This window comes from Kitasatospora sp. NPDC088742 (genome assembly GCF_055584905.1).
In genome coordinates this window covers 47,120-68,608 of sequence record NZ_JBVJLD010000017.1, presented here as the reverse complement: position 1 = coordinate 68,608, position 21,489 = coordinate 47,120, and the positions used below count along the sequence as shown (strand labels likewise).

Here is a 21,489-nt window from a genome sequence, read left to right as displayed (position 1 = left end):
GCGGTCAGAGGGAGTCGTCCAGGCCCTGCTCGATGGCGTAGCGGACCAGCTCCACCCGGTTGTGGAGCTGGAGCTTGCCGAGGGTGTTCTGGACGTGGTTCTGCACCGTGCGGTGGGAGAGCACCAGGCGGTCGGCGATCTGACGGTACGACAGGCCCTTGGCGACCAGCCGGAGCACCTCGGTCTCCCGGGCGGTCAGCTGCGGCGCGGCGGGGGAGGCGGGCGCGGCCGGCTCGGTGGCGAGGCGGCGGAACTCGCCGAGCACCAGGCCGGCCAGGCCCGGGGTGAAGACCGGATCGCCCTGGGCGGTGCGGCGGACGGCGTCGATCAGCTCGTCGCGGTGCGCGGACTTGACGAGGTACCCGGTCGCTCCCGACTTCACCGCCTCCAGCACGTCCTGGTGCTCGCCGCTCGCGGAGAGCACCAGGACCCGGACGGTCGGGTCCCGGGTGACGATCTGCCGGCAGACCGCCACCCCGGGCAGCGTCGGCAGGTTCAGGTCCAGCACCACCACCTGCGGCAGGCTGGCCCGGGCCCGCCGCACCGCCTCCTCGCCGTCCCCGGCCGTCGCCACCACCTCGAACCCGGCCTCCGCCAGGTCCCGCGACACCGCCTCCCGCCACATCGGGTGGTCGTCCACGACCATGACGCGGACCTGAGCGTCCATCAGGGGGCTCCTCGGGGGTGGGGCGGGCGGCTCGTACGTTTCCGGGGAGGTTAGCAACCGGCCGGGCCCCGCCCGGCGTCCCCCGGGCATGAGCGATCTCGGAACGGGCGGGGAGGCAGGTCGGGGGATCGGCGGGTGGGGACGCGTCAGCGGCTGCGCCTGGCTGGTCGTCATGGTGCCGGTGGCCGCCGCGGTGGCGATGCTGACCGGTGCGCTGGCGCTGCCCCTCACCTGCTTCGGCGGCACGGAGGAGCCGTGGCTGGTGATCTCCGGTCTGGTCTGGCTGGCCCTGGCCGGCGGGCTGACCGCGCTGGGCGCGCGGAGCGGGCGGGCGCCGTGGGGGAGCCTCGCGGTGCTGGCCGTGCTGACGGTGCTGCTGTTCGTGGCCGTGCGGGCCACCGGCCCGCTGCCGAGCGACGACTGCTTCGGGAACGTGCCGTGACGCGGGGTCAGCCGCGCGGCTGGCGCGGGATCCGCAGCTCGACCTCGACGCCCTCGCCCGGGGCGGAGTAGAGGTCGGCGGTGCCGCCGAGGTCGAGCAGGCGGCCCCGGATGGACTGCGAGACGCCGAGGCGGCCGGCCGCCTCGGCCTCGGTCAGCCGGCCGGGGGCGTAGCCGGGGCCGTCGTCGCGGATCGAGACGGTGACCTCCGAGGGCTCGTCCTCGACCAGGATCCAGGCCCGGGCGTCCGGGCCCGCGTGGCGGCGGACGTTGTCCAGGGCCGCGCCGACCGCGGCGGTCAGCTCGGCGGCGGCGCGGGCCGGGAGCTGGACGGGCGTGGCGGGGGCGGAGACGGTGACCCGGTCGTCGGCGTAGCGGGCCAGCAGGGTGCTGAGGTCCTGGTCCTCGGACGGGGCGGCGGGCTGGGCCCCCGTCATCAGGGCCCGCAGGGCGCGCTCCTGTTCGCCCGCCAGGCGGCCCAGCTCGCCGAGGTCGCCTTCCCGGCGCTGGACCAGCGCCAGCACCTGGAGCACCCCGTCGTGGATGTCCCGGGAGAGCCGCTCCCGCTCCCGGGTGGCGGCCTCGACCTGGAGCGCCCGGGTGAGGGCGCTCTCGCCGGCCCGGGCGATCTCGATGACGTAGCCGATCGCGCAGCCGGCCACCATCAGCAGCACGATGTTGTGCAGGTTGTCGGGCGTGACGCCGCCGTGCCCGGCGATGTTGGCGAGGCCGATCACCGCCCCGGCGAAGGCGGCCCAGCGCCAGCCGCCCTTGCCGGCGAAGCCGAGCACGGTGCCGGCCGCCCAGATGGTGGGCAGGGTGGGCGCCCCGGCGGTGATCCGCTCGGGCTTGTCGATGATGCCGCTCATCACGATGCCGGTGACGGCGAAGGCCATGTCGGTGGTGAGCACGTACCAGGTGCAGCGCTGCGGCCCGGCGAAGGCCCGGGTGGAGGCGAGCGTCCAGAGGGTGAGCGCGCCCAGGTAGATCCAGCCGGAGACCGGGTGCAGGAAGTCCATGAAGGAGCCGAAGAAGCGGAGCACCGCGTAGGCCAGGGCGAGCATCCGGAAGGTGGAGATGGCCCGCCAGAGCGGCATCTCCACCGACATCCCGCCGGCCCCGAGGGGCCCGCCCCAGCCCGGTCGCTGAGCTTCCATCAGACCCCCTGCGGCGGTGGACTACTCGGGCTTCCGGTCCTTCTCGGCGGCCTCGGCCTCGGCCGCGGCCAGCTCGGCGGCGGCCTTCTTCTCCGCCTCCTGCTGCGCCTTGACGGCCTTCTGCTCGGCCTTGCGCTCCGAGTCGGCGCGCTTCTTGTCCTCGGCGATCTGCCGCTTGGCGGCGGTCGCGTAGATGTCCACGTACTCCTGGCCGGAGAGCCGCATGATCTCGTACATCACCTCGTCGGTGACGGAGCGCAGGATGAAGCGGTCGTTCTCCATGCCCTGGTAGCGGGAGAAGTCGAGCGGGCGGCCGATCCGGATGCCGGGGCGGATGCCGAAGTTGGGCTTGACCTGGCCGGGCGGCTGCACCTTCTCGGTGTCGATCATCGCGACCGGGATCACCGGGGCGCCGGTGGCCAGCGCGACCCGGGCCAGGCCGCCGACCTTGCCGCGGTAGAGCTTGCCGTCGGGGGAGCGGGTGCCCTCGGGGTAGACCCCGAACAGCTCGCCGCTCTCGATCACCGCGATGGCGCTGCGGATCGCGGCCTCACCGGCGCCGCGCACGCCCGAGCGGTCCACCGGGAGCTGGCCGACGCCCTTGAAGAAGGCGGCGGTGAGCTTGCCCTTGAGGCCGGGGGTGTTGAAGTACTCCGCCTTGGCGATGAAGGTCACCCGACGCTTCATCAGGGCGGGGAGGAAGAACGAGTCCGAGAAGGAGAGGTGGTTGCTGGCGATGATCGCCGGGCCGTCCTCGGGGATGTTCTCGGCACCCTCGATCCAGGGCCGGAAGAAGATCCGCAGCAGCGGTGCGACGATCATCTTCATCAGTCGGTAGAACAACCGGGGCCTCCTGGAGTGCGGACCGCACGATCCTAATGCTTCCCGCCGGTCCGGTACGCACCGGCGGGGCTGTACGAGCCGCGTCCGGGCGTGGGACGATTCGAGCGCTCGTTCCCCCGTGCCCGCGCCAGACCCGCCGAGGAGCCCGCCGATGCCGCTGATGCCCGGTGCCGAACCGTTCCGACGGGAGGGCGGCCCGGTCGGAGTGCTGTTCGTGCACGGCTTCACGGGCTCGCCGCAGTCGATGCGACCCTGGGCGGAGGAGTTCGCCGCCGCCGGGTACACCGTCTCGCTTCCGCTGCTCCCCGGCCACGGCACCCGCTGGCAGGACATGCAGGTGACGCGGTGGGAGGACTGGTACGCCGAGGTGGACCGGGCCTTCCGGGAGCTGGCCGCGAGCTGCGAGCAGGTCTTCGTCTGCGCGCTCTCGATGGGCGGCGCGCTGGCCCTGCGGCTGGCCGCCCGGCACGGTTCGGCGCTGGCCGGTCTGGTGCTCGTCAACCCGTCCGTGCGTTCCGACAACCCCGCAAGTGTGTTGTTGCCGGTGATCCGTCACCTGGTGCCCAGCCTGCCGGGGGTGGCGAACGACATCGCCAAGCCGGGTTCGCGTGAACTCGGTTACGACCGGACCCCGTTGCATGCTGCCTGGTCACTGGCCAGGCTCTGGAGGACGGTGCGGGCCGAGCTCCCGGACGTCCGCCAACCGGTCCTGCTGCTGCACAGTCCGCAGGACCACGTGGTCTCCGCGGCCAACTCCGAGTTGGTGCTGGCCCGGATATCCTCGACCGATGTGACCGAGCTGCTCTGCGAGCGCAGCTACCACGTGGCCACGCTGGACCACGACGCCGGACTGATCGTCGAGTCGAGCCTCGACTTCGTCCGGCGGCTGACCCCGGCCGCCGTCGTGGAGGCGCGTGCCGTGGACGTTAGTGCCGAGGACCACCTGGGCTGAAGGGCCGGCAGTGCAGATGAACAACACCGCGGGCGACGACGAGGAACTGCCCCTGGACGGCAAGGCGAAGCCCGAGCCGTCGGGCGGGTCCGACGCGCCCGCGCGCCGTCCGCTCGGAGGCAGCCAGGCCGAGCAGGACGCGATCTTCGCGGCGCTGGTGGCCCAGTTCGACGATCCGGTCGACCTGACCGACCCCGAGTGGCCCGAGATCGAGAACGTCCGGGCCAAGGAGACCAAGGCCCGCGAGGCCCGGCCGGAGGGCGCCGACGGGCTCGACGAGTTCGCCCCGCAGCCGCGCCGCCGCCCGGAGGCTCCCGGCCCCCGCGACTACGTGGCCGCCGAGGACCCGGACGAGGGCCACTTCGTGCCGCCGGAGCCGCCGCCGCTGCCCTCCCTGGACACCACGGCCCGGTTCGCCTGGCTCGCGGTGCTCGGCGGGCCGGCCCTGCTCCTGTTCGACGTGCTGGTCTGGCGCGAGGTCTCCGGCTGGCCCGCCTGGGTGGGCGTCACGGCCTTCCTGGGCGGCTTCGCCGCGCTGGTGATCCGGATGAAGGACCGCGACGAGGACGAGCCGGAGGACCCGCACGGCGGCGCCGTGGTCTGACCGGCCGCCGGGCCCGGGTACGACGAAGGGCCCGTACCTGGACGTCACCGTCCGGTACGGGCCCTTCGCGGGTGTTACAGCGGGCGGATGTTCTCAGCCTGCGGGCCCTTCTGGCCCTGCGTGACGTCGAACTCGACCTTCTGACCCTCGAGCAGCTCACGGAAACCGTTGGCCTGGATGTTCGAGTAGTGGGCGAAGACGTCGGGACCGCCGCCCTCCTGCTCGATGAAGCCGAAGCCCTTCTCCGAGTTGAACCACTTGACGGTGCCGGTAGCCATAAAGATCTCCTTAGAGGAGGCCCGCCAGAAACAAGAAATGCGCCTCCGGTCACAACCGGTAGGCGCACACAGAGTTCATGGGAACCAAAAATTGCAAGTGACACCACTGTACCAGAGTCGTCGGCGGGGGTCCGGACGGCGTGTGGGGGCGCATACTGGCCACAATGACGAATTCAGGAGCAGGACGCCGCGCACTGCCGACCAGTCCCTTCAAGGCTCAACCGCAGCCCGTAGCCAAGGAGTTCACCGTGGGGGAACGCGTCTCCCACGACCAGTACGGTCTCGGGCGGGTGATCGCGCTGGAGGGAGGCCGGGAGAACGCCGTCCTGGTCGACTTCGGCACCCAGCGGGTCAGGGTCCCGGCCCCGTACACCCGTCTCTTCAACCTCTGACCGGAGGGACCCGCAGGACCGAGAGCAGGGGCAGGTGGTCGGTGGCGGCCACCAGGTCGGCCTGGGTGACGCCCGGGAGGCCGTGGGGGACGCCACAGGCCAGCATTTCCATGCCCGGAGTCGCGAAGAGCGCGTCGATCCGCTGGTGCGGGTCGGACGGGACGGAGGTGTTCGTCCCGCCCCAGGGGGCGGCGGCGTGCCCGTCCTGGTAGCGCTCGGCCATCCGGCGCCAGCCCGGCCCGTCGGGGTGCTCGTTGAAGTCCCCGGCCACGAAGCCCTCCTCGCCGGGCCCGAACTGTTCGGGCAGCAGCGCGAACTGCCGCAGCCGCTCGTCCGGGTCCAGGCTCAGGTGGCAGCTGGTCACGGTGAACGGCGCCGAGCCGCCGATCCGCACCCGGGCGGTGGCGAAGCCGCGCGCGTGCAGGCCCCTGGTCTTCGGGAGCAGCCGGTCGCGGACCGCCAGCACGTCCACCGAGAGCCGCCCGAGCAGCAGCGGCCCGGCGGCGATCCGGCCGCCGCCGGAGAGGATCACCAGCCCGCAGCGGGCCGCCAGCCAGGCCGCCTGGCCCTCGGGGCGCCAGTACCGTGGTGACTCCTGGACGCAGACCAGGTCGGGCGCGCAGGCCCGGACCACCCGCACCAGCGCGTCCCGGTCGTCCCGCAGCGAGCGCACGTTGTAGCTCAACACCCGGACCGTACGGGACCCGTCGGGCCCGGCCCCGGACTCCGGCAACGGAGGCAGCTGGTTCAGTTGGCTCACCCGGCAGATGCTACCGACGCGGCTCCCCGCAGGGGCCGTACTCCTGACTCTCGACGCGCGCCGTGTAGTCGTTGCCCACCTTGACGTAGAGGGCGGACTCCCCGGCCTGGTAGTCGCGCCCGAAGTCGGCGGTCCACGGGAAGAAGCCCTCGAAGGAGACCCGGTAGCACCAGCCCGGGTCCACCCGGAAGGTGTCCCAGTCCTGGCCCGGCGGGGTCTGCCGGCCCGGCTGGACGGTGGTCCAGCGCTGCTCGGACTCGGCCGAGGCGCAGCCGGGCCGGCGGAGCGTCAGGTCGCCGGTGGACTGGCCGCCCGCGCAGTAGTTGCGCCCGGCGGTGAACGGGCGGTCGCCGTGGTTGACGGTCTCCGAGCAGACGCCGGTGCAGCCGCCGCCGGGGAGCGGCACCGCGACGGCGCCCGCCAGGGCGAGCGCCAGCACGGTGGCGACCGTCACCGCTCGGTACATCGGCCCTCCTCGCCCGGCGTCAGGTGGCCCCGCCAGGATAGGAGTTGCCGCGGTGCCGGGGCGCCGGTCGGGGCGCCGGTCAGAACGCCGGGCGCTCCCGGGTGTCCAGGTCGGCCCGGCCGGCCATCGCGGAGGAGGCCTCGGCGTGGAAGCGGCGGGGGATCCGGCCGGCCCGGTACGCCAGGCGGCCGGCCTCGGCGGCGTGCCGCATGGCCTCGGCCATCAGGACCGGCTGCTGGGCCCGGGTGACGGCGGAGGCCAGCATCACGGCGGCGCAGCCGAGTTCCATCGCCAGGGCCACGTCGGAGGCGGTGCCGGCGCCCGCGTCCAGGATCACCGGGACGGTGGCGCTCTCCACGATCAGCTGGAAGTTGTGCGGGTTGCGGATGCCCAGGCCCGAGCCGATCGGGGAGCCGAGCGGCATCACGGCCGCGCAGCCGACGTCCTCCAGCTTGCGGGCCAGCACCGGGTCGTCGTTGGTGTACGGCAGCACGGTGAAGCCGTCGTCGACCAAGGTCTCGGCGGCGTCCAGGAGTTCGACCGGGTCGGGGAGCAGGGTGCGCTCGTCGGCGATCACCTCCAGCTTCACCCAGTCGGCGCCGAGCGCCTCGCGGGCCAGGCGGGCGGTGAGCACGGCCTCCCCGGCGGTGTAGCAGCCGGCCGTGTTCGGCAGCACCCGGATGCCGTTGCGGGTCAGCACGTCCAGCACCGAGCCCTGGGTGCCCGGGTCCACCCGGCGCATCGCCACGGTGGTCAGCTGGGTGCCGGAGGCGAGCAGCGCCTGCTCCAGCACCTCCAGGCTGGGGGCGCCGCCGGTGCCCATGATCAGGCGGGAGTCGAACGCCGTTCCGGCGATGACGAGTTGGTCGTCGGCCATGGTCAGCCTCCCTGTACGGCGGTGAGGATCTCCACCCGGTCACCCGGGCTGAGCACGGTCTCGGTCCACGAACTGCGCGGCACCACGGCCTCGTTGACGGCGGCGGCGACCCCGCTGGGGGAGGCGCTGAGCTGGCTGACCACGGTGTCCAGGGTGGTGGCGGCGGGCACCTCGCGCGGCGTGCCGTTGACGGTGAGGGGGATGGGGCTCGGCTGGTTCATGCGGCGGCCTTCGGGGTGAAGCGGCTGGGGGAGAAGGGGGCGGCCAGTGCGGGCACCGCGCCGGTGGAGAGGTAGTCGGCGGTCAGGTCGGCGGTGACCGGGGTGAGCAGCACTCCGTTGCGGTAGTGGCCGGTGGCGGCGACCAGGCCCGGCAGCGAGGTCGGGCCGAGCAGCGGGGCGTTGTCCGGCGAGCCGGGGCGCAGCCCCGCGCCGGTCTCCAGCAGCGGGAGTTCGGTCAGGCCGGGCACCAACTCGTGAGCGTCGCGCAGCAGTTCGTAGACCCCGCCGGCGGTGACCGTGGTGTCGTAGCCCTGCTCCTCGCTGGTCGCCCCGATCACCAGCTCGCCGTCCGCGCGCGGCACCAGGTAGATGTGCTGCCCGCGCACCACGGCCCTGACGTTGCGGGACAGGAACGGCGCGTACGCGGACGGCACCCGCAGGCGCAGCACCTGCCCCTTCACCGGCCGCACCGGCGGCAGCACGCCCTCCGGCAGGCCGGGCAGGCGGTGGCTCTGCGGCCCGGCGGCCACGACCACCTGAGCCGCCGTCACCCGCTCGCCGGAGCTGAGGCGGGCGCCGGTGGCCCGGCCGCCCTCGACGACCAGCTCGACGGCGGCGGAGCGGGTGAGCGTGACGTTGGAGCGTTCGCAGGCCAGCACCAGGGCGGCGGCCAGCCGGCGGCCGTCCACCTGGTGGTCGCCGGTCACGTGCAGGCCGGCGCGGACGCCGGGGGCCAGCATCGGTTCGAGCTTGCGGGCCTCGCGGCCGGTCAGCCAGTGCGACTCCAGGCCGAGGCGCTGCTGGAACGCGTGCAGCTCGCGCAGCTCCTCCCGGTCGTCGGAGTCCAGCGCCACCGCGAGGGTGCCGGTCCGGCGGTAGCCGGTCTCCAGGTCGGTGAGGTCGGTGAGCTCGGCGACGAAGTCCGCGTAGCGGTCGTTGGACGCCATGCCGAGGCGCAGCAGCGGCTCCTCGCCGTACTGCAGCTCGGTGACGGGGGCCAGCATGCCCGCCGCGACCTGGGCGGCGCCCCGGCCCGGCTCGGGGTCCACCACGGTGACGGCCAGGCCGCGCTGGGCGGTCCGCCAGGCGACCGCGAGGCCGATGATGCCGCCGCCGATCACCAGGACGTCGGTCTCGGTGCGTGCCTCGGTGCGTGTCAAAGCCCTGCACTCCCTTCGCCGGAATGACCCGGATCAGGTTCGGACGGTCGCAGGCCGCTTCAGCCCGCCTCTCAGCCCGGTGCACCGGGCTCCCGTGGATACCGCCCCACCATATCCCCGGCCGGGGCACCGGCCGAAGAGCGAGTTCACGGAGTGAGAGCGCCTGCGGCGGGCGGGTGGCCGTCGGTGGGGAGCAGGGCCGGGCGGACGCCTGCGGCGCGCTCGCGGGGGTGGTGTCACGCCCCGCGCCGCCCGTCGAGCCCGCCGCAGGCGTCCCGCCTCAGGCGTCGGCGGCGAGGAGGGCCGGGAGGAGGCCGGGGAAGCGGGAGTCGAGGTCTTCGGTGCGCAGGACGTTGAGCTTGGTGGTGCCCGCGTAGGTCTGGCGGATGAGGCCGGCTTCGCGCAGGACGTTGAAGTGGTGGGTGAGGGTGGAGCGGGAGACGGTGGCGTCGAAGGTGCCGCAGCTCATGCCCTCGGCGGATTCGGACAGTTGGATGACGATCCGCCGCCTGACCGGGTCGACCAGGGCTTCGAGGACCTGTTGCAGCGTCAGGTCGGCCGGATCGGGGTGCTCCAGGGTGCGGACCACGGTGACTCCTCGGGTGGGCGGGTAGGTCTCATCGTACGGCCGGAGCCGCGTAACTTCGACCATCGTCGAAGTTTGACGAGCGTCGAAATTCATGGTTCGGTCGTCGCAGAGGCAGATCCGGCGGAAACGAGAGGCCAACCCATGGCACGGCACGTCCAGTTCGACGAGATCGGCGGCCCCGAGGTCCTGACGGTGCGTGAGGTGGACGTCCGCGCCCCCGGCCCCGGCGAGGTCCGGATCCGGGTGGACGCGATCGGCCTCAACCGGGCCGAGGTGATGTTCCGTTCGGGCGGGTACTTCATGCAGCCGTCCTTCCCGTCCGGCCTCGGGGCCGAGGCGGCCGGTGCGGTCGAGGAGCTCGGCCCGGACGTCACCGGCTTCGCCCCGGGCGACCGGGTCGGCGTCGTCCCGGCCTTCCCACAGAACGTGTACGGCACCTACGGCGACCACGTGATCGTCCCGGCGCACGCCCTGGTGCCCGCCCCGGCCGGGCTCGACCCGGTGGCCGGCGCGGCGGTCTGGATGGCGTACCTGACGGCGTACGGCGCGCTCGCCGAGAACACCCCCGTGCTCCCCGGGGACCACGTGCTGGTCACCGCCGCTTCGAGCAGCGTCGGCCTGGCCGCGATCCAGACGGTCCGTCACCTGGGCGCGGTGCCGATCGCCACCACCCGGGGCGAGGCCAAGCGCAAGGCCCTGCTGGAGGCCGGCGCCGAGCACGTGATCGTCACCGGCCAGGAGGACCTCCCGGCCCGGGTCGCGGAGATCACCGGCGGCCGGGGCGTCCGGCTGGCCTTCGACCCCGTCGCCGGGCCCGGGGTGAACACCGTCGCCCGAGCCGTCGCCCCCGGCGGGCAGCTGGTGGTCTACGGGCAGCTCGACCCGCGGCCGACCCCGCTGCCCAACGCCGGTGAGTACCCGGCGCTCAGCACCCGGACCTACACGCTCTTCGAGGTCACCTCCGACCCCGAGCGGCTGCGGCGCGGCGTCGCCTTCGTCACGGCCGGCCTCCGCAGCGGCTCGCTCGCTCCGGTGGTGGACCGCACCTTCGACCTGGACGACATCGCGGAGGCCCACCGCTACATGGAGTCCAACAGCCACGTGGGCAAGATCGTGGTGACGGTGCCGCACCAGGCGACGCCGAGGTAGCGCCCCGCAGGGGAACGGCAAGACGTGCAACTGGCTCACCTGCCCCGATCTCACGCTGGTCCGCCTTCCGTACTCGCGCAGTTCCCCGCGCCCCCAGCGGCGTAGCCACTCACGCCAGCCATCCTGATCCGCCGTTCCCCGCGCCCCCGGAGGCGTAGCCACTTCCGCTGGGTTCCCCCGTGGGTAGGGTGGCCGGGTGGAGCTGACGGGTAGTGGGCGGGCGGTCGTGGTCGGGAGTGGTGTGGCGGGGGCGCAGTGTGCGCTCGCGTTGCGGGCCGGGGGGTGGGACGGGCCGGTGACGCTGCTCGGGGCTGAGCTGCATGCGCCGTACGACCGTCCGCCGCTCTCCAAGGACGTGCTGCTCGGCCGTACCGAATCCACCACCCTCGACGTCGACTGGTCCGGGGTGGAGCTGCTGCCCGGCCGCCGGGCCACCGGTCTCACCCCGGGCACGCTCCACACCGACCGGGGTGACCTCGGTTACGAGGCCCTGGTGGTGGCCACCGGCGCCAAGCCCGTCACCCTTCCCGGGGCCCGTACCCTCCGTACCGTCGAGGACGCCCACGCGCTGCGTGACCGCCTCCGGCCGGGCCTGCGCCTGGTGCTGGTCGGGGCCGGCTGGATCGGTGCCGAGACGGCGACGGTGGCGCGCGAGCTGGGCTGTGAGGTGACTGTGGTGGAGGCCGCCGCCACCCCCGTCGCGGGGGCGCTGCCCGCCGAGGTCGGCGAGCTGATGGCCCGTTGGTACGACGAGGCCGGGGTCGAGCTGCGCTGCGGGGTCGGGGTCGCGGCGGTCGAGCCGGGGGCGGTGCTGCTCGCGGACGGTACCGAACTGCCCGCCGACGAGGTGGTGGTGGGCATCGGTGCCCGCCCGGCCACCGGATGGCTGGCCGGTACCGGGGTCGAACTCGACCACGCCGGGGCGGTGTTGACGGACGACCGGCTGCGCACCTCGCTGCCCGGGGTCTGGGCGGTGGGGGACTGCGTCTCGTACCCCTCGGCCCGGCTCGGGGCCCGGTTGAACACCCAGCACTGGGACCACGCCCTGCAGTCCGGCCGGGCGGTGGCCGCCGCGCTGCTGGGGGCGGACGCTCCGTACGACCCGGTGCTGTACTTCTGGTCGGAGCAGTTCGGCCGGATGGTGCAGTACGCCGGGCGGCACGGCGGGGGTGACGCACCGGTGTGGCGCGGCTCACCGGAGGAGGGGGGCTGGACGGTGCTGTGGCTGGACGGGGAGGGCCGGCTGACCGGGCTGCTCGCGGTGGACCGGCCGCGTGACACCGGGCAGGCGAAGAAGCTGATCGAGCGCGGCGCGGTGCTCGACCCGGCGCTCGCCGCCGACCCGGCGGTGCAGCTGAAGGCCGCACTGGGTTAGGGCGTGGGGGCCCGAGGTGGCAGTCTTGGTGCCGTGAGCGAGAACGAGTCCAAGATCGAAGCCCTGGTCCGCGAGTGGACCTACCTGCCCGACATCAGCGAGCGGTGGGGCGTGCGGGTCACCGAGGTCCGCGACATGGTGAAGTCCGGCCAGCTGATCGCGGTCCGCCGCGGCCCGAACAAGTCGCTCCAGGTGCCCGCCGCGTTCATCGTGGACGACGGCCTGGTGAAGCACCTGTCCGGCACGCTGACGCTGCTGCGGGACGCCAAGTTCACCGACGAGGAGATCCTCGAGTGGCTGTTCACCGAGCAGCCCTCGCTGCCGGGCAGCCCGATCGAGGCCCTGGTGGAGAACCGCGGCACCGAGGTCAAGCGCCGTGCCCAGGCGGAGCTGATCTGATGGACCGCCGTCAGCGGCTGGACGGGGCCCGGCTCTACCTGTGCACGGACGCCCGGCGCGAGCAGGGCGACCTCCCGGAGTTCCTCGACGCGGTGCTGGCCAACGGCGTGGACATCGTGCAGCTGCGGGACAAGGGGCTGGAGGCGAAGCAGGAGCTGGAGTACCTGGAGGTCTTCGCCGACGCCGCCCGCCGGCACGGCAAGCTGTTCGCGGTGAACGACCGGGCCGACGTCGCGCACGCGGCCCGCCCGGACGTGCTGCACCTCGGGCAGGACGACCTGCCCGTCCCGGCTGCCCGGGCGATCCTCGGCGAGGACGTCCTCTTCGGCCGCTCCTGCCATGCCGAGTCCGAGGTGGACGCGGCGGTCGCCGAGCCCGGCGTGGACTACTTCTGCACCGGTCCGGTCTGGCCGACCCCGACCAAGCCCGGCCGGTACGCGCCGGGCCTCGGCCTGGTCTCGTACGCGGCCAAGGCCGTGACGGACCGTCCGTGGTTCGCCATCGGCGGGATCGACCTGTCCAACCTGGACCAGGTGCTGGAGGCCGGCGCGACCCGGATCGTGGTGGTGCGCGCCATCACCGCGGCCGAGGACCCGGGCGCCGCCGCGGCCGAACTGGCCCGCCGGGTACGGCAGTAGCACCCGCGACACCCCCGACCGGCCGTCCGCAGTCCGCTGCGGGCGGCCGGTCGCTTTGGTGAACGGGTGTGACGCGTGCGGCAGTTCGAGAACTTTGGAACCAAAGGTGCTCTTTGGGCGTATTTGTCACCGTAGACGACCGAGCGGTGGCAAGGGGAGCGTGACGATGACGGGTACTCGCGGGCGTGGCATACGGATCGCGGCGGCGACGGCGGTCGCCGCCGCGCTGGTGGTGGTCACCGGGGTGGTCGCCGACCAGGCGCTCGGCAGCAAGGGCGGGCCGGCGGCCGCGCCGAGCGCGAGCCCGAGCCCGGTGGTGACGGTGGACCAGTCGATCGTGCACGCCTCCGAGGACCAGGGGAAGACCGTCAACCTCACCGTGGACGACGGCCCCGACCCGGTCTGGACCCCGAAGGTCCTCGGCCTGCTGGAGCAGCACCACGCCAAGGCGGTGTTCTGCATGGTCGGCCCCAACGCCCAGGCCCACCCCGACCTGGTCAAGCAGGTGGTAGCGGCCGGCCACCGGCTCTGCGACCACTCGGTGCACCACGACACCGCCATGGACAAGAAGCCGGTCGCCTACCAGGAGAGCGAGATCCTGGACGCCCAGCGGATGATCGAGCAGGCCGCCGGCGCCGGCGCGAAGGTGGAGTACTACCGCGCCCCCGGCGGGGCCTTCACCCCCGACAGCCGCAGGCTCGCCGCCGAGCACGGCATGCGGCCGCTCGGCTGGAACGTCGACCCGGACGACTGGAAGCGCCCCGGCGTGGACGCCATCGTCACCGCCGTCCAGAACGGCCTGGCCAAGGGCACCGGCCCCACCGTGCTCGTCCACGACGGCGGCGGCGACCGCTCGCAGACCTACCAGGCACTGGAGCGCCTGCTGCCCTGGTTCGAGCAGCAGGGCTACACGTACAGCTTCCCGCAGCGCTGACCGCAGAGCTGACCGCAGAGCTGAGCCGGCGTCAGCTCGCCGGGCCGGTGACCGTCTCCGGCGGCGCGGGCGGCACCAGCGGGCCGTCCCGGTAGCCGGCCGAGGTGTGCCAGCCCCGGGAGCCGCCGGCCCGGTCCAGCTGGAGCGCCAGGTTGGCCAGGTCGGCGCTGCTCGGCGACCCGGCCCGGCTCTACGGGCTGGCCTCCACCGCGACCGGCGCGCTCACCACCGACAGCGGGCTGGCCTCGGTCACGGCGCTGGGCGGGCTGGCCCGCAGCCTGCGCGGGGTGAAGGCCGAGTTCCGCACCCTGCCGGTGACCGCCGACCGGGCGGACCCCGACCGGGTGGTGCCGCTGCCCGAGGCGGGGCAGCTCTGGCGCGGGCTGGCGTGAGGGGCCGGGTGACGGGCCGTCAGTACTTGCGGACGGTGGCCGCCTCGGCCAGCGCGAGCAGCACCGCGCGGGCCGGGCCGGCCGACAGCGGGGCCGCGTCCAGGGCGGCCAGCGACTGGGCCATCAGCTCGTCGATCCGGTGCTCCACCAGCTCGGCCGCGCCGCTGCGCTCCACCAGGCGGCGCAGGACCGGGACCTCCTCGGCCGTCAGGTCCGGGGCGCCGAGCCGCTCGTCCAGGTGACGGGCGTCGGCGGGGGAGAGGCCGCGCATCGCGTGCGCGATCAGCAGGGTCCGCTTGCCCTCGCGCAGGTCGTCCCCGGCCGGCTTCCCGGTGACCACCGGATCGCCGAAGACCCCGAGCAGGTCGTCCCGGAGCTGGAAGGCCTCGCCCAGCGGCAGGCCGAAGTCCGAGTAGGCGGAGACCAGTTCGGGCCCCGCCCCGGCCAGCAGCGCGCCGACCTGGAGCGGCCGCTCGATGGTGTACTTCGCCGACTTGTAGTGCAGGACGGTCTGCGCCCGCTCCAGCGCCTGCCCGTCGGCGGAGTCCCCGGCGACCGGCTCCAGCACGTCCAGGTACTGACCGACCATCACCTCGGTGCGCATCAGGTCGAAGGCGGGCTTGGCCGCCAGCACCCGCTCGGCGGGCAGGCCGGAGCGCAGGAAGAGCTCGTCGCACCAGATCAGCAGCAGGTCCCCGAGCAGCACCGCCGCCGAGGCCCCGTACTGCTCCCGGTCGCCGCGCCAGCCGCTGTCGCGGTGCAGCGCCTCGAAGCGCCGGTGGATCGAGGGCAGGCCGCGCCGGGTGTCGCTGCGGTCCATCAGGTCGTCGTGCACCAGGGCGCTGGCCTGGAGCAGCTCCAGCGCGGCCGCCGCCCGGGCGATCCCCTCGCCCTCGGCGGAGCCGCCGGCCCCGCGCCAGCCCCAGTAGCAGAACGCCGGGCGCAGCCGCTTGCCACCGTCGAGCAGGAACTCCCGCAGTGCGTCGGCCACCGGCCCGAGCTGGGCCGAGACGGTGCCGAGCAGCTCGGCCTGCTCGGTCATGAAGACCGCGAGCGCCGCGTTGACTCGCTCGCGGACGGACTCGGTCGCCAGGGGGCTGACCGGCCGGGCGGTGGGCGTGGGCACGATGGGACTCCGGATCACTCGGTTGACGATCAGCCTAACCGGGCGGCCGTCGGCGGCCGCCCGGGCCGACCGTCGAACGGCTGGACGAGAGCCCGCTCGAACGTCCGGCGGGACCTCCGTCGAACGGCTGAACGGCCCGTCCATCGGGCGGATCAATGGCGTCTCAGCAGGTGGACGACGTTTGCGGGGCCGTTCGCGCGGAGGGCTAATCTGCCAGCATGGCTCTCGGAATCCCGTCCACCCGCACCGACCGGGCAGAGACCGTCCGCGACCTCTTGGCGGCCGGCCACCGGTCCTTCTCCTTCGAGTTCATGCCGCCCCGCACCGAGCTCGGCGAGTCCAAGCTGTGGGACGCGATCCGCCGGGTCGAGGCCCTCGACCCCAACTTCGTCTGCATGACGTACGGCGCCGGAGGCTCATCCCGCGAACGGACCGTCAACCTGGTCGGCCGGATCGCCACCGAGACCACCCTGACGCCCGTCGCCCACCTGACCGCGGTGGACCACTCGATCGCCGAGCTGCGCAACATCATCGGCCACTACGCCGACCAGGGCGTCCGCAACGTGCTCGCGGTCCGGGGCGACCCGCCCGGCGACCCCGAGGGCGAGTGGGTCCGTCACCCGAAGGGCGTCGAGTACGCGTACCAGCTGGTCGAGCTGATCAAGGGCATCGGGGACTTCTGCGTCGGCGTGGCCGCCTTCCCCAACATGCACCCGCGCTCCGAGAACTGGGACGACGACATCCGTCACTTCGTGGCCAAGTGCCGCGCGGGGGCCGACTACGCGATCACCCAGATGTTCTTCGAGGTGGAGGACTACCTGCGGCTGCGCGACCGGGTCGAGGCGGCGGGCTGCTCCACGCCGATCATCCCGGAGATCATGCCGGTCACCAACATCCGCCAGCTCACCCGCTTCCCCCAGCTCTCCGGGTCGGACTTCCCGCCCGGCCTCAAGGACCGCTTCCTGGCCGTCGCCGACGACCCGGACGCGGTGCGGTCGGTCGGCCTGGAGCACGCCACGTCGATGGCGGAGCGGCTCCTCGCGGAGGGGGCGCCGGGGCTGCATTTCATCACGCTGAACCACTCGACGTCGACGCTCGAGATCTACCAGAACCTGGGCCTGCACCGGCGTTGAGGGGTGGCCGCGGGGTCCGTCGGGGCGGGAAGGTGTCGGTCCAGCGGCGTTGCGCCGGTAGGCGGTCCGGAGGGTCGTCCCCGGGTGTGGCTAGCCTGTACAGTCGCCGGGACGCGGGGGCGGTGGCTGGGCCGGTGACTTGGAGGAACGCGGTATGGGCGTCGGGTACCTCGTGCTGTACGCCGCGCTCGCGGCGGTCGCGCTCTGGCTGGTCGCCGAGCTGCTGCTGCAGAGCCGTTCCCCGCTGCACTGGCGCGCCGTCGCCCTGGGCGGCTTCCTGCTGGTCGCCGTCGGGATGTTCCTCTCCTCCGTGCCGGTGATCGGCGCCGGTGCGGCCGGCTTCGCGGCCGGCCAGGTGATGGTGACCCTGTCGGTGAAGCGCGGCTACACCTCGGGCTGGTCGCTGCGGAAGGCCGACGGCGAACTGCCCGGCGCGCTGGCCAAGGTGCCGCTGCTGAGCGCGGCAACCGGCGGCGAGGACGCGGCCACCGAGGCCGCCGCCGTGGTGCAGGTCGGCGAGGTCGGCCCGATCGAGGAGCCCTCGGTGGGGGCGCCCGCCGCGGCGCCGTACGAGTTCGAGCAGGTGGCCTTCGAGCCCGCCGCCTACGACACCGCCGCGTTCGACGCCACCACCTACGAGCAGGTCGTGTACCAGCCGGAGCCGCTCACCGAGGACAGCGTCTACGCCGGCGCGTACTACCAGCCGCAGCCGCAGTACTACGCCGGGCCGGTGGACGAGTTCGGCTACCAGCAGCAACAGCAGCAGCCGGTGCCGGGCTACGAGCAGCAGTACCAGCAGCAGTACCAGGACCCGTACGCCCAGCCCGGCTCCTACGAGCAGGGGTGGCAGCAGCAGGACTGGCAGCAGCAGCCGGTGATCCCGCAGCAGCCCGGCCCCGACGCCCAGGGCCAGCAGCAGCACTGGAACTACCAGCAGCAGTAGTCGTCCTGACGTGCCGTCAGCCGGTCAGGACTGGTAGCCCTCCACCTCGGAGGCCGGCCGCAGCTTCGCTCCGCCCGGGTCCTCGCCGAACTCGGACCGGGCCCGGCGCTGCCGCAGCAGGTCCCAGCACTGGTCCAGCTTGACCTCCAGGGCGGCCAGCTCGGCCCGGGCCGCCTCCTGGTCCGCGCCGCCGGACGCGATCCGCGCGCGGAGCTGCTTCTCGGCCTCCACCATCGAGCCGATGGAGCCGAGGATCTCGGCGTTCTCCTTGCCGCTCATGGGTCTCTCCTGTGAACGAGTGGGGTTCCGGACCCGCTCAATCCTGCCCCACCGGGCCCCGCCCACAAGCCGGGAACACCCGGACGGCGGCGCTGGTTGGAGGGGGCAGAACGAGGGCCTGAACGAGGAAGGAGCCCCCGCAGTGAGCTACCAGGAGTACGAGCGCGCCAACCTGTTCTTCGACTCGAAGGACTACAGCGGCGCGGCCGAGATCCTCGCCCCGATCGTCGAGCAGGACCCGGCCAACCGGGCGGCCGTCGAGCTGCTCGGCCGGTCCTACTTCCACAGCGCCCAACTGGGCCGCGCCGAGGCCGTGTTCCGCCGCCTGGTCGAGCTGGACCCGGCCAACGGCTGGGCCTACGAGGCGCTCGGCCGCACCCTGCGCCGGCAGGGCCGCCCGGAGGAGGGGGCCGTGTTCCGCCGCCTCGCCGAGGCGATGGGAGCGGACCAGGAGGCCGGTGCCGTGTACGAGGTCCGGGCCGCGAACCTGGTCGGGTAGGCCGGTCGGTGCGCCGTCAGGTGGCCCGTCGCACTCCGTGGGGTGCGGCGGGCCTTGACGGTCCGTCAGGCCGGGCCGACCAGCCCGGCCACGATCGAGGCCGACATCCCGGTGCGGGCCAGTCCGCCGCCGGGGTGGGAGGCGGAGCCGATCCGGTGGAGGTTGGAGTACCCGGTCGCGTTCGGCGGGCTGAGGAAGGCCCCGCCCATCCCGGCCAGCGAGGGCAGCGGCTGCGCCGCCGACGGCGCGGGGACGTGCAGGCGGACCAGCCCCTCGCGGAAGTCCTGGCCGGCCGCCGCGAGGTGCTCCAGCAGATGGTCGGCGTAGTCCTCGGGGGCGGTCCCGCCGGGCGGCACGGTGACGGTGAGGGTGACGGCCTCGTGGCCCGCCGGGGCACCGTCACCCGGGCGGTGCACCTGGACGGTGGGGAAGCGCGGGTACTCGCCCCGGTCGAACAGCGCGACCAGCTCGGCGGCGGTGTCGCGGGCGTGCACCACGGTGCGCACCACCGTGCCTGACGGACGCTCACCGCGCAGGGACAGCAGCACGCTCAGCTTTGCCCCGCCCGTGCGGGCGCCGGTGCGGTCGGCCGAGGTGAGCACCACGTCGGCCTCGAAGCGCCGCTCCCCGGCGGCCACCCCGGTCACCCGGCCGTCCTCGTGCAGCACCTCGTCGACCTCGGTGTCGAAGTGGAACTCCACCTTGCGCTGCCCGCACCGCCGGTACACCGCCGTGGCCAGCTCCCGCATCCCGCCGCCGACCGACCAGACGCCGAACGACTGCTCCATGTACGCCAGCACCGCCGCCCCGGCGGGTGCGGTGCGCGGGTCCAGGCCGTGGCGGAGCGCGTACTCGTACAGCAGCGCCGTCGGCCCGGCCCCGCCGCCGAGCTCCTCGGCGGCGACGGCGGCCAGGGTGTACGGGCGTTCGCGGCGCAGCCGGGCCAGGCCGCGGCGGGGCGGGGCGGGGTAGGGGTCGGTGTGCAGCGGGGTGGGGTCGGCGGGGAGCGGCTCCTCGAGCAGCGGGCGGCGGGTGGCCTCCCAGACTCCGCGGGCCCGGTTGGTGACCTCGCCCCAGCGGGCGCCGGTGCCGGGGCCGAAGGCGGCGTCGAGGGCCTCCGCCACCCGGCCGCGGGAGGCGTTGGAGAGCACCAGCTCGGTGCCGTCGGGGAACAGGTGCCGGCTCTCCGGGTCGACCGGGGCCAGCCGCACCAGCTCCTCCAGCGGCTCCCGGCCGCTCTTCAGCGCGAGGTCGCGGTAGACGGCGGGCAGCGCGAGCAGGGTCGGCCCGGTGTCGAAGGCGAAGCCCTCGCGCTCGTACCGGCCGAGCTCCCCGCCGTACGTCGGCCCGGCCTCGCAGACCGTCACCCGATGCCCCAGCGTGCCGAGCCGCGCCGCCGCGGCCAGTCCGCTCATCCCCGCGCCGACGATCACGATCCGTGCCATGCGGACGATCCTAGGGGCTGGCGCCACGGCGGAGTCGGGCGGCCCGAAGTGCTGGTCGGGGCGGGTGCGGGCGGTGCGCCGGGGGAGGGGACCGCTGCGCGGGGCGGCGAGGGGGAGGGGGCGGAGCTGACGCGGTGTCAGGCGGCCGTAGGGTGGGCCGGGTGAACGAGGAGATCGTGCTGGCGGAGCGGTTCGAGGCCGAGCGGCCCGCGCTCCGGGCGGTGGCGTACCGGATGCTCGGGTCGCTGGCCGAGGCGGAGGACGCGGTGCAGGAGGCCTGGCTGCGGCTGAGCCGCGCGGACGTGGCCGAGGTGCGCAACCTCGCGGCCTGGCTGACCACGGTGGTCGGCCGGGTCTGCCTGGACCAGCTGCGCTCGCGCAAGGCCCGGCCGGAGGACGCGACCGACTTCCAGCTGCCGGACCCGGTGGTCACCGGCCTGGAGCAGGCGGACCCGGAGGGGCAGGCGCTGCTCGCCGACTCGGTCGGGCTGGCGATGCTGGTGGTGCTGGACACCCTGCCGCCGGCCGAGCGGGTGGCCTTCGTGCTGCACGACATGTTCCAGGTGCCGTTCGACACCGTCGCGCAGATCGTGGACCGCGAGCCCGCCGCCGCCCGTCAGCTGGCCAGCCGGGCGCGCCGCCGGGTGCAGGGCGCGACCCCGCCGGAGGAGCCGGACCGGGGGCTGCAGAGGGTGGTGGTGGAGGCCTTCCGCAACGCCGCCAGGGACGGCGACTTCGACGCCCTGCTGGAGGTGCTCGACCCCGAGGTGCTGCTGCGGGTGGACGCCGGCCCGGGCGTCTCCCAGCTGCTGCGCGGCGCCCGGCTGGTCGCCGCGCAGGCGGCGCGGTTCGCCGGGCTGGCCCCGTTCGGCCGGCTGGTGCTGGTTAACGGGCAGGTCGGCAGCCTGGTCGAGCCGGGCGGTCAGCCCTACTCGCTGATGGCCTTCACCGTCCGGGACGGCCGGATCACCGAGATCGCCATCCTCGCGGACCGCGAGCGGCTGGCCCGACTGGAGCTGCCGCCCGCGTCCTGAGGGTCCGTCAGTACGGCATCCGACTCGCGCCGCCGCTCTGCCCCACCGGGGTCCGGCCGGCGGCGCGGTCGGCCTTCTTCTCCCGGCGACGGGCCAGGAAGCGGCGGATCCGGGAGACCGCGAACCAGACCAGCAGCGCGCCGACCAGCAGCAGGACGGCGGCGGCCGAGGCGGCCAGCCAGGGGTGGAAGATCGCCAGGGTGACCAGGCCGGCCACCGAGAGGTCCTCCAGGATGCTGGCGACGATGTTGCTGGCGGGCTCCGGCGAGGTGTTGATCGCCATCCGCAGCGAGGCCTTGATGCCGTGGCTGACCAGCGCCGTGGTGCCGCCCACCGCCCCGGCCGCCACCTCGCCCAGCGAGCCCGGGTCCTGACTGGCCAGCAGGGCGCCGATGGTGGCGCCCGCGATCGGCCGGATCACGGTGTGCACCGCGTCCCAGAGCGAGTCCACGTACGGGATCTTGTCCGCGACCGCCTCGCAGAGGAACAGCACGGCGGCCGCGACCAGCACGTCCGTGCGCTCCAGTGCGGGCGGCACCGAATCGGCCCCGCCGAACCGGCCCAGCAGGCCGAGCAGCAACACCACCGCGTAGGCGTTGACGCCGCTGGCCCAACCGCTGGTGAATACCAACGGGATGACGTTCATCCACTCCCCCTCGTGACCACTCCAGGCGCTGACAGGACGCCACCGTACCGGTGCCGGTTCCCGGCGAGGTGAAGCTGAGTACGGATACTC

The 21,489-nt window shown here is 73.9% G+C and carries 28 protein-coding genes and 1 riboswitch; of the genes, 14 read left to right on the top strand and 14 right to left on the bottom strand.

Annotated elements, in window-relative coordinates:
- Nucleotides 1-4 precede the first annotated feature (4 nt).
- A complete protein-coding gene (locus ACZ6ZR_RS15965; RefSeq protein ID WP_465642703.1) occupies nt 5-667 on the bottom strand; it encodes a response regulator in 663 nt (220 codons plus the stop codon).
- A gap of 88 nt (nt 668-755) precedes the next feature.
- On the opposite strand from ACZ6ZR_RS15965, the gene ACZ6ZR_RS15960 reads away from it, so the two are divergent.
- On the top strand, nt 756-1,109 hold the full coding sequence (locus ACZ6ZR_RS15960) for a hypothetical protein (RefSeq protein WP_465642702.1): 354 nt from the start codon (nt 756-758) through the stop codon (nt 1,107-1,109).
- A gap of 7 nt (nt 1,110-1,116) precedes the next feature.
- Here ACZ6ZR_RS15960 and macS read toward each other — a convergent pair whose 3' ends face one another.
- Nucleotides 1,117-2,265: a MacS family sensor histidine kinase gene (gene macS / locus ACZ6ZR_RS15955; protein ID WP_465642701.1), complete on the bottom strand. Its 1,149-nt coding sequence runs from the start codon at nt 2,263-2,265 to the stop codon at nt 1,117-1,119.
- Nucleotides 2,266-2,286: 21 nt separating this feature from the next.
- Nucleotides 2,287-3,093 carry a lysophospholipid acyltransferase family protein gene (locus tag ACZ6ZR_RS15950; RefSeq protein ID WP_465642762.1) on the bottom strand — a complete coding sequence of 269 codons (807 nt, stop codon included), beginning with the start codon at nt 3,091-3,093 and terminating at the stop codon, nt 2,287-2,289.
- A gap of 166 nt (nt 3,094-3,259) precedes the next feature.
- On the opposite strand from ACZ6ZR_RS15950, the gene ACZ6ZR_RS15945 reads away from it, so the two are divergent.
- Nucleotides 3,260-4,060: an alpha/beta hydrolase gene (locus tag ACZ6ZR_RS15945; RefSeq protein ID WP_465642700.1), complete on the top strand. Its 801-nt coding sequence runs from the start codon at nt 3,260-3,262 to the stop codon at nt 4,058-4,060.
- A 16-nt stretch (nt 4,061-4,076) separates the two neighbouring features.
- Complete coding sequence (locus ACZ6ZR_RS15940; RefSeq protein ID WP_465642699.1) at nt 4,077-4,664, top strand: hypothetical protein; 588 nt, start codon at nt 4,077-4,079, stop codon at nt 4,662-4,664.
- Between the two features lie 74 nt (nt 4,665-4,738).
- Here the strand turns inward: ACZ6ZR_RS15940 and ACZ6ZR_RS15935 are convergent, their stop codons facing one another.
- Nucleotides 4,739-4,942: a cold-shock protein gene (locus ACZ6ZR_RS15935; RefSeq protein ID WP_465642698.1), complete on the bottom strand. Its 204-nt coding sequence runs from the start codon at nt 4,940-4,942 to the stop codon at nt 4,739-4,741.
- A 248-nt stretch (nt 4,943-5,190) separates the two neighbouring features.
- Between ACZ6ZR_RS15935 and ACZ6ZR_RS15930 the strand changes: the two genes are divergently transcribed.
- Entirely contained in the window at nt 5,191-5,334 is a 144-nt protein-coding gene (locus ACZ6ZR_RS15930) for a hypothetical protein (protein ID WP_465642697.1), read from the top strand.
- Here ACZ6ZR_RS15930 and ACZ6ZR_RS15925 read toward each other — a convergent pair.
- The 6 genes from ACZ6ZR_RS15925 to ACZ6ZR_RS15900 form a co-directional block, all read right to left on the bottom strand.
- On the bottom strand, nt 5,324-6,019 hold the full coding sequence (locus tag ACZ6ZR_RS15925) for an endonuclease/exonuclease/phosphatase family protein (RefSeq protein WP_465642696.1): 696 nt from the start codon (nt 6,017-6,019) through the stop codon (nt 5,324-5,326). The genes ACZ6ZR_RS15930 and ACZ6ZR_RS15925 overlap by 11 nt on opposite strands.
- An 85-nt stretch (nt 6,020-6,104) precedes the next feature.
- Entirely contained in the window at nt 6,105-6,560 is a 456-nt protein-coding gene (locus ACZ6ZR_RS15920; RefSeq protein ID WP_465642695.1) for a hypothetical protein, read from the bottom strand.
- A gap of 79 nt (nt 6,561-6,639) precedes the next feature.
- Nucleotides 6,640-7,437 (bottom strand): thiazole synthase, encoded by a 798-nt coding sequence (locus ACZ6ZR_RS15915; protein WP_465642694.1) that lies wholly within the window; start codon nt 7,435-7,437, stop codon nt 6,640-6,642.
- Between the two features lie 2 nt (nt 7,438-7,439).
- Nucleotides 7,440-7,658, bottom strand: coding sequence for a sulfur carrier protein ThiS (gene thiS, locus ACZ6ZR_RS15910; RefSeq protein ID WP_465642693.1), 219 nt, complete (start codon nt 7,656-7,658; stop codon nt 7,440-7,442).
- Nucleotides 7,655-8,818, bottom strand: a complete 1,164-nt coding sequence (gene thiO / locus ACZ6ZR_RS15905) for a glycine oxidase ThiO (protein ID WP_465642692.1) — start codon at nt 8,816-8,818, stop codon at nt 7,655-7,657. The genes thiS and thiO overlap by 4 nt, the downstream gene beginning before the upstream one ends.
- Nucleotides 8,812-8,924: riboswitch (TPP riboswitch) on the bottom strand. (Overlaps the previous gene by 7 nt.)
- A 174-nt stretch (nt 8,925-9,098) precedes the next feature.
- Nucleotides 9,099-9,407, bottom strand: a complete 309-nt coding sequence (locus ACZ6ZR_RS15900; RefSeq protein WP_465642691.1) for an ArsR/SmtB family transcription factor — start codon at nt 9,405-9,407, stop codon at nt 9,099-9,101.
- Between the two features lie 141 nt (nt 9,408-9,548).
- On the opposite strand from ACZ6ZR_RS15900, the gene ACZ6ZR_RS15895 reads away from it, so the two are divergent.
- From ACZ6ZR_RS15895 to ACZ6ZR_RS15870, 6 genes are all read left to right on the top strand, one after another.
- Complete coding sequence (locus tag ACZ6ZR_RS15895; RefSeq protein ID WP_465642690.1) at nt 9,549-10,556, top strand: zinc-dependent alcohol dehydrogenase family protein; 1,008 nt, start codon at nt 9,549-9,551, stop codon at nt 10,554-10,556.
- A 196-nt stretch (nt 10,557-10,752) separates the two neighbouring features.
- Nucleotides 10,753-11,931 carry an NAD(P)/FAD-dependent oxidoreductase gene (locus ACZ6ZR_RS15890; protein WP_465642689.1) on the top strand — a complete coding sequence of 393 codons (1,179 nt, stop codon included), beginning with the start codon at nt 10,753-10,755 and terminating at the stop codon, nt 11,929-11,931.
- Between the two features lie 33 nt (nt 11,932-11,964).
- Nucleotides 11,965-12,330: an Rv2175c family DNA-binding protein gene (locus ACZ6ZR_RS15885; RefSeq protein WP_465642688.1), complete on the top strand. Its 366-nt coding sequence runs from the start codon at nt 11,965-11,967 to the stop codon at nt 12,328-12,330.
- Nucleotides 12,330-12,968, top strand: a complete 639-nt coding sequence (gene thiE, locus ACZ6ZR_RS15880) for a thiamine phosphate synthase (protein ID WP_465642687.1) — start codon at nt 12,330-12,332, stop codon at nt 12,966-12,968. Before ACZ6ZR_RS15885 ends, thiE begins: the two co-directional genes overlap by 1 nt.
- Nucleotides 12,969-13,134: 166 nt before the next feature.
- A complete protein-coding gene (locus ACZ6ZR_RS15875) occupies nt 13,135-13,902 on the top strand; it encodes a polysaccharide deacetylase family protein (protein ID WP_465642686.1) in 768 nt (255 codons plus the stop codon).
- Between the two features lie 152 nt (nt 13,903-14,054).
- The gene (locus tag ACZ6ZR_RS15870; RefSeq protein WP_465642685.1) at nt 14,055-14,294 is read left to right on the top strand and encodes a hypothetical protein; all 240 of its coding nucleotides are present in this window, start codon (nt 14,055-14,057) and stop codon (nt 14,292-14,294) included.
- Nucleotides 14,295-14,313: 19 nt separating this feature from the next.
- Here ACZ6ZR_RS15870 and ACZ6ZR_RS15865 read toward each other — a convergent pair whose 3' ends face one another.
- Entirely contained in the window at nt 14,314-15,420 is a 1,107-nt protein-coding gene (locus tag ACZ6ZR_RS15865) for a polyprenyl synthetase family protein (RefSeq protein WP_465642684.1), read from the bottom strand.
- 218 nt (nt 15,421-15,638) lie between these two features.
- On the opposite strand from ACZ6ZR_RS15865, the gene metF reads away from it, so the two are divergent.
- Both metF and ACZ6ZR_RS15855 read left to right on the top strand, forming a co-directional pair.
- Nucleotides 15,639-16,553 (top strand): methylenetetrahydrofolate reductase [NAD(P)H], encoded by a 915-nt coding sequence (gene metF / locus ACZ6ZR_RS15860; protein WP_465642683.1) that lies wholly within the window; start codon nt 15,639-15,641, stop codon nt 16,551-16,553.
- A 154-nt stretch (nt 16,554-16,707) separates the two neighbouring features.
- Entirely contained in the window at nt 16,708-17,496 is a 789-nt protein-coding gene (locus tag ACZ6ZR_RS15855) for a hypothetical protein (protein WP_465642682.1), read from the top strand.
- A gap of 24 nt (nt 17,497-17,520) precedes the next feature.
- Here ACZ6ZR_RS15855 and ACZ6ZR_RS15850 read toward each other — a convergent pair whose 3' ends face one another.
- On the bottom strand, nt 17,521-17,775 hold the full coding sequence (locus ACZ6ZR_RS15850) for a DUF2630 family protein (protein ID WP_465642681.1): 255 nt from the start codon (nt 17,773-17,775) through the stop codon (nt 17,521-17,523).
- Nucleotides 17,776-17,917: 142 nt separating this feature from the next.
- Between ACZ6ZR_RS15850 and ACZ6ZR_RS15845 the strand changes: the two genes are divergently transcribed.
- Nucleotides 17,918-18,274, top strand: a complete 357-nt coding sequence (locus tag ACZ6ZR_RS15845) for a tetratricopeptide repeat protein (protein ID WP_465642680.1) — start codon at nt 17,918-17,920, stop codon at nt 18,272-18,274.
- A gap of 65 nt (nt 18,275-18,339) precedes the next feature.
- Here ACZ6ZR_RS15845 and ACZ6ZR_RS15840 read toward each other — a convergent pair whose 3' ends face one another.
- Nucleotides 18,340-19,719 carry a phytoene desaturase family protein gene (locus ACZ6ZR_RS15840; protein ID WP_465642679.1) on the bottom strand — a complete coding sequence of 460 codons (1,380 nt, stop codon included), beginning with the start codon at nt 19,717-19,719 and terminating at the stop codon, nt 18,340-18,342.
- A gap of 161 nt (nt 19,720-19,880) precedes the next feature.
- Between ACZ6ZR_RS15840 and ACZ6ZR_RS15835 the strand changes: the two genes are divergently transcribed.
- Nucleotides 19,881-20,753 carry a sigma-70 family RNA polymerase sigma factor gene (locus ACZ6ZR_RS15835; RefSeq protein ID WP_465642678.1) on the top strand — a complete coding sequence of 291 codons (873 nt, stop codon included), beginning with the start codon at nt 19,881-19,883 and terminating at the stop codon, nt 20,751-20,753.
- Nucleotides 20,754-20,760: 7 nt separating this feature from the next.
- Here the strand turns inward: ACZ6ZR_RS15835 and ACZ6ZR_RS15830 are convergent, their stop codons facing one another.
- Entirely contained in the window at nt 20,761-21,399 is a 639-nt protein-coding gene (locus tag ACZ6ZR_RS15830; RefSeq protein ID WP_465642677.1) for a DUF4126 domain-containing protein, read from the bottom strand.
- Between the last annotated feature and the right edge of the window lie 90 nt (nt 21,400-21,489).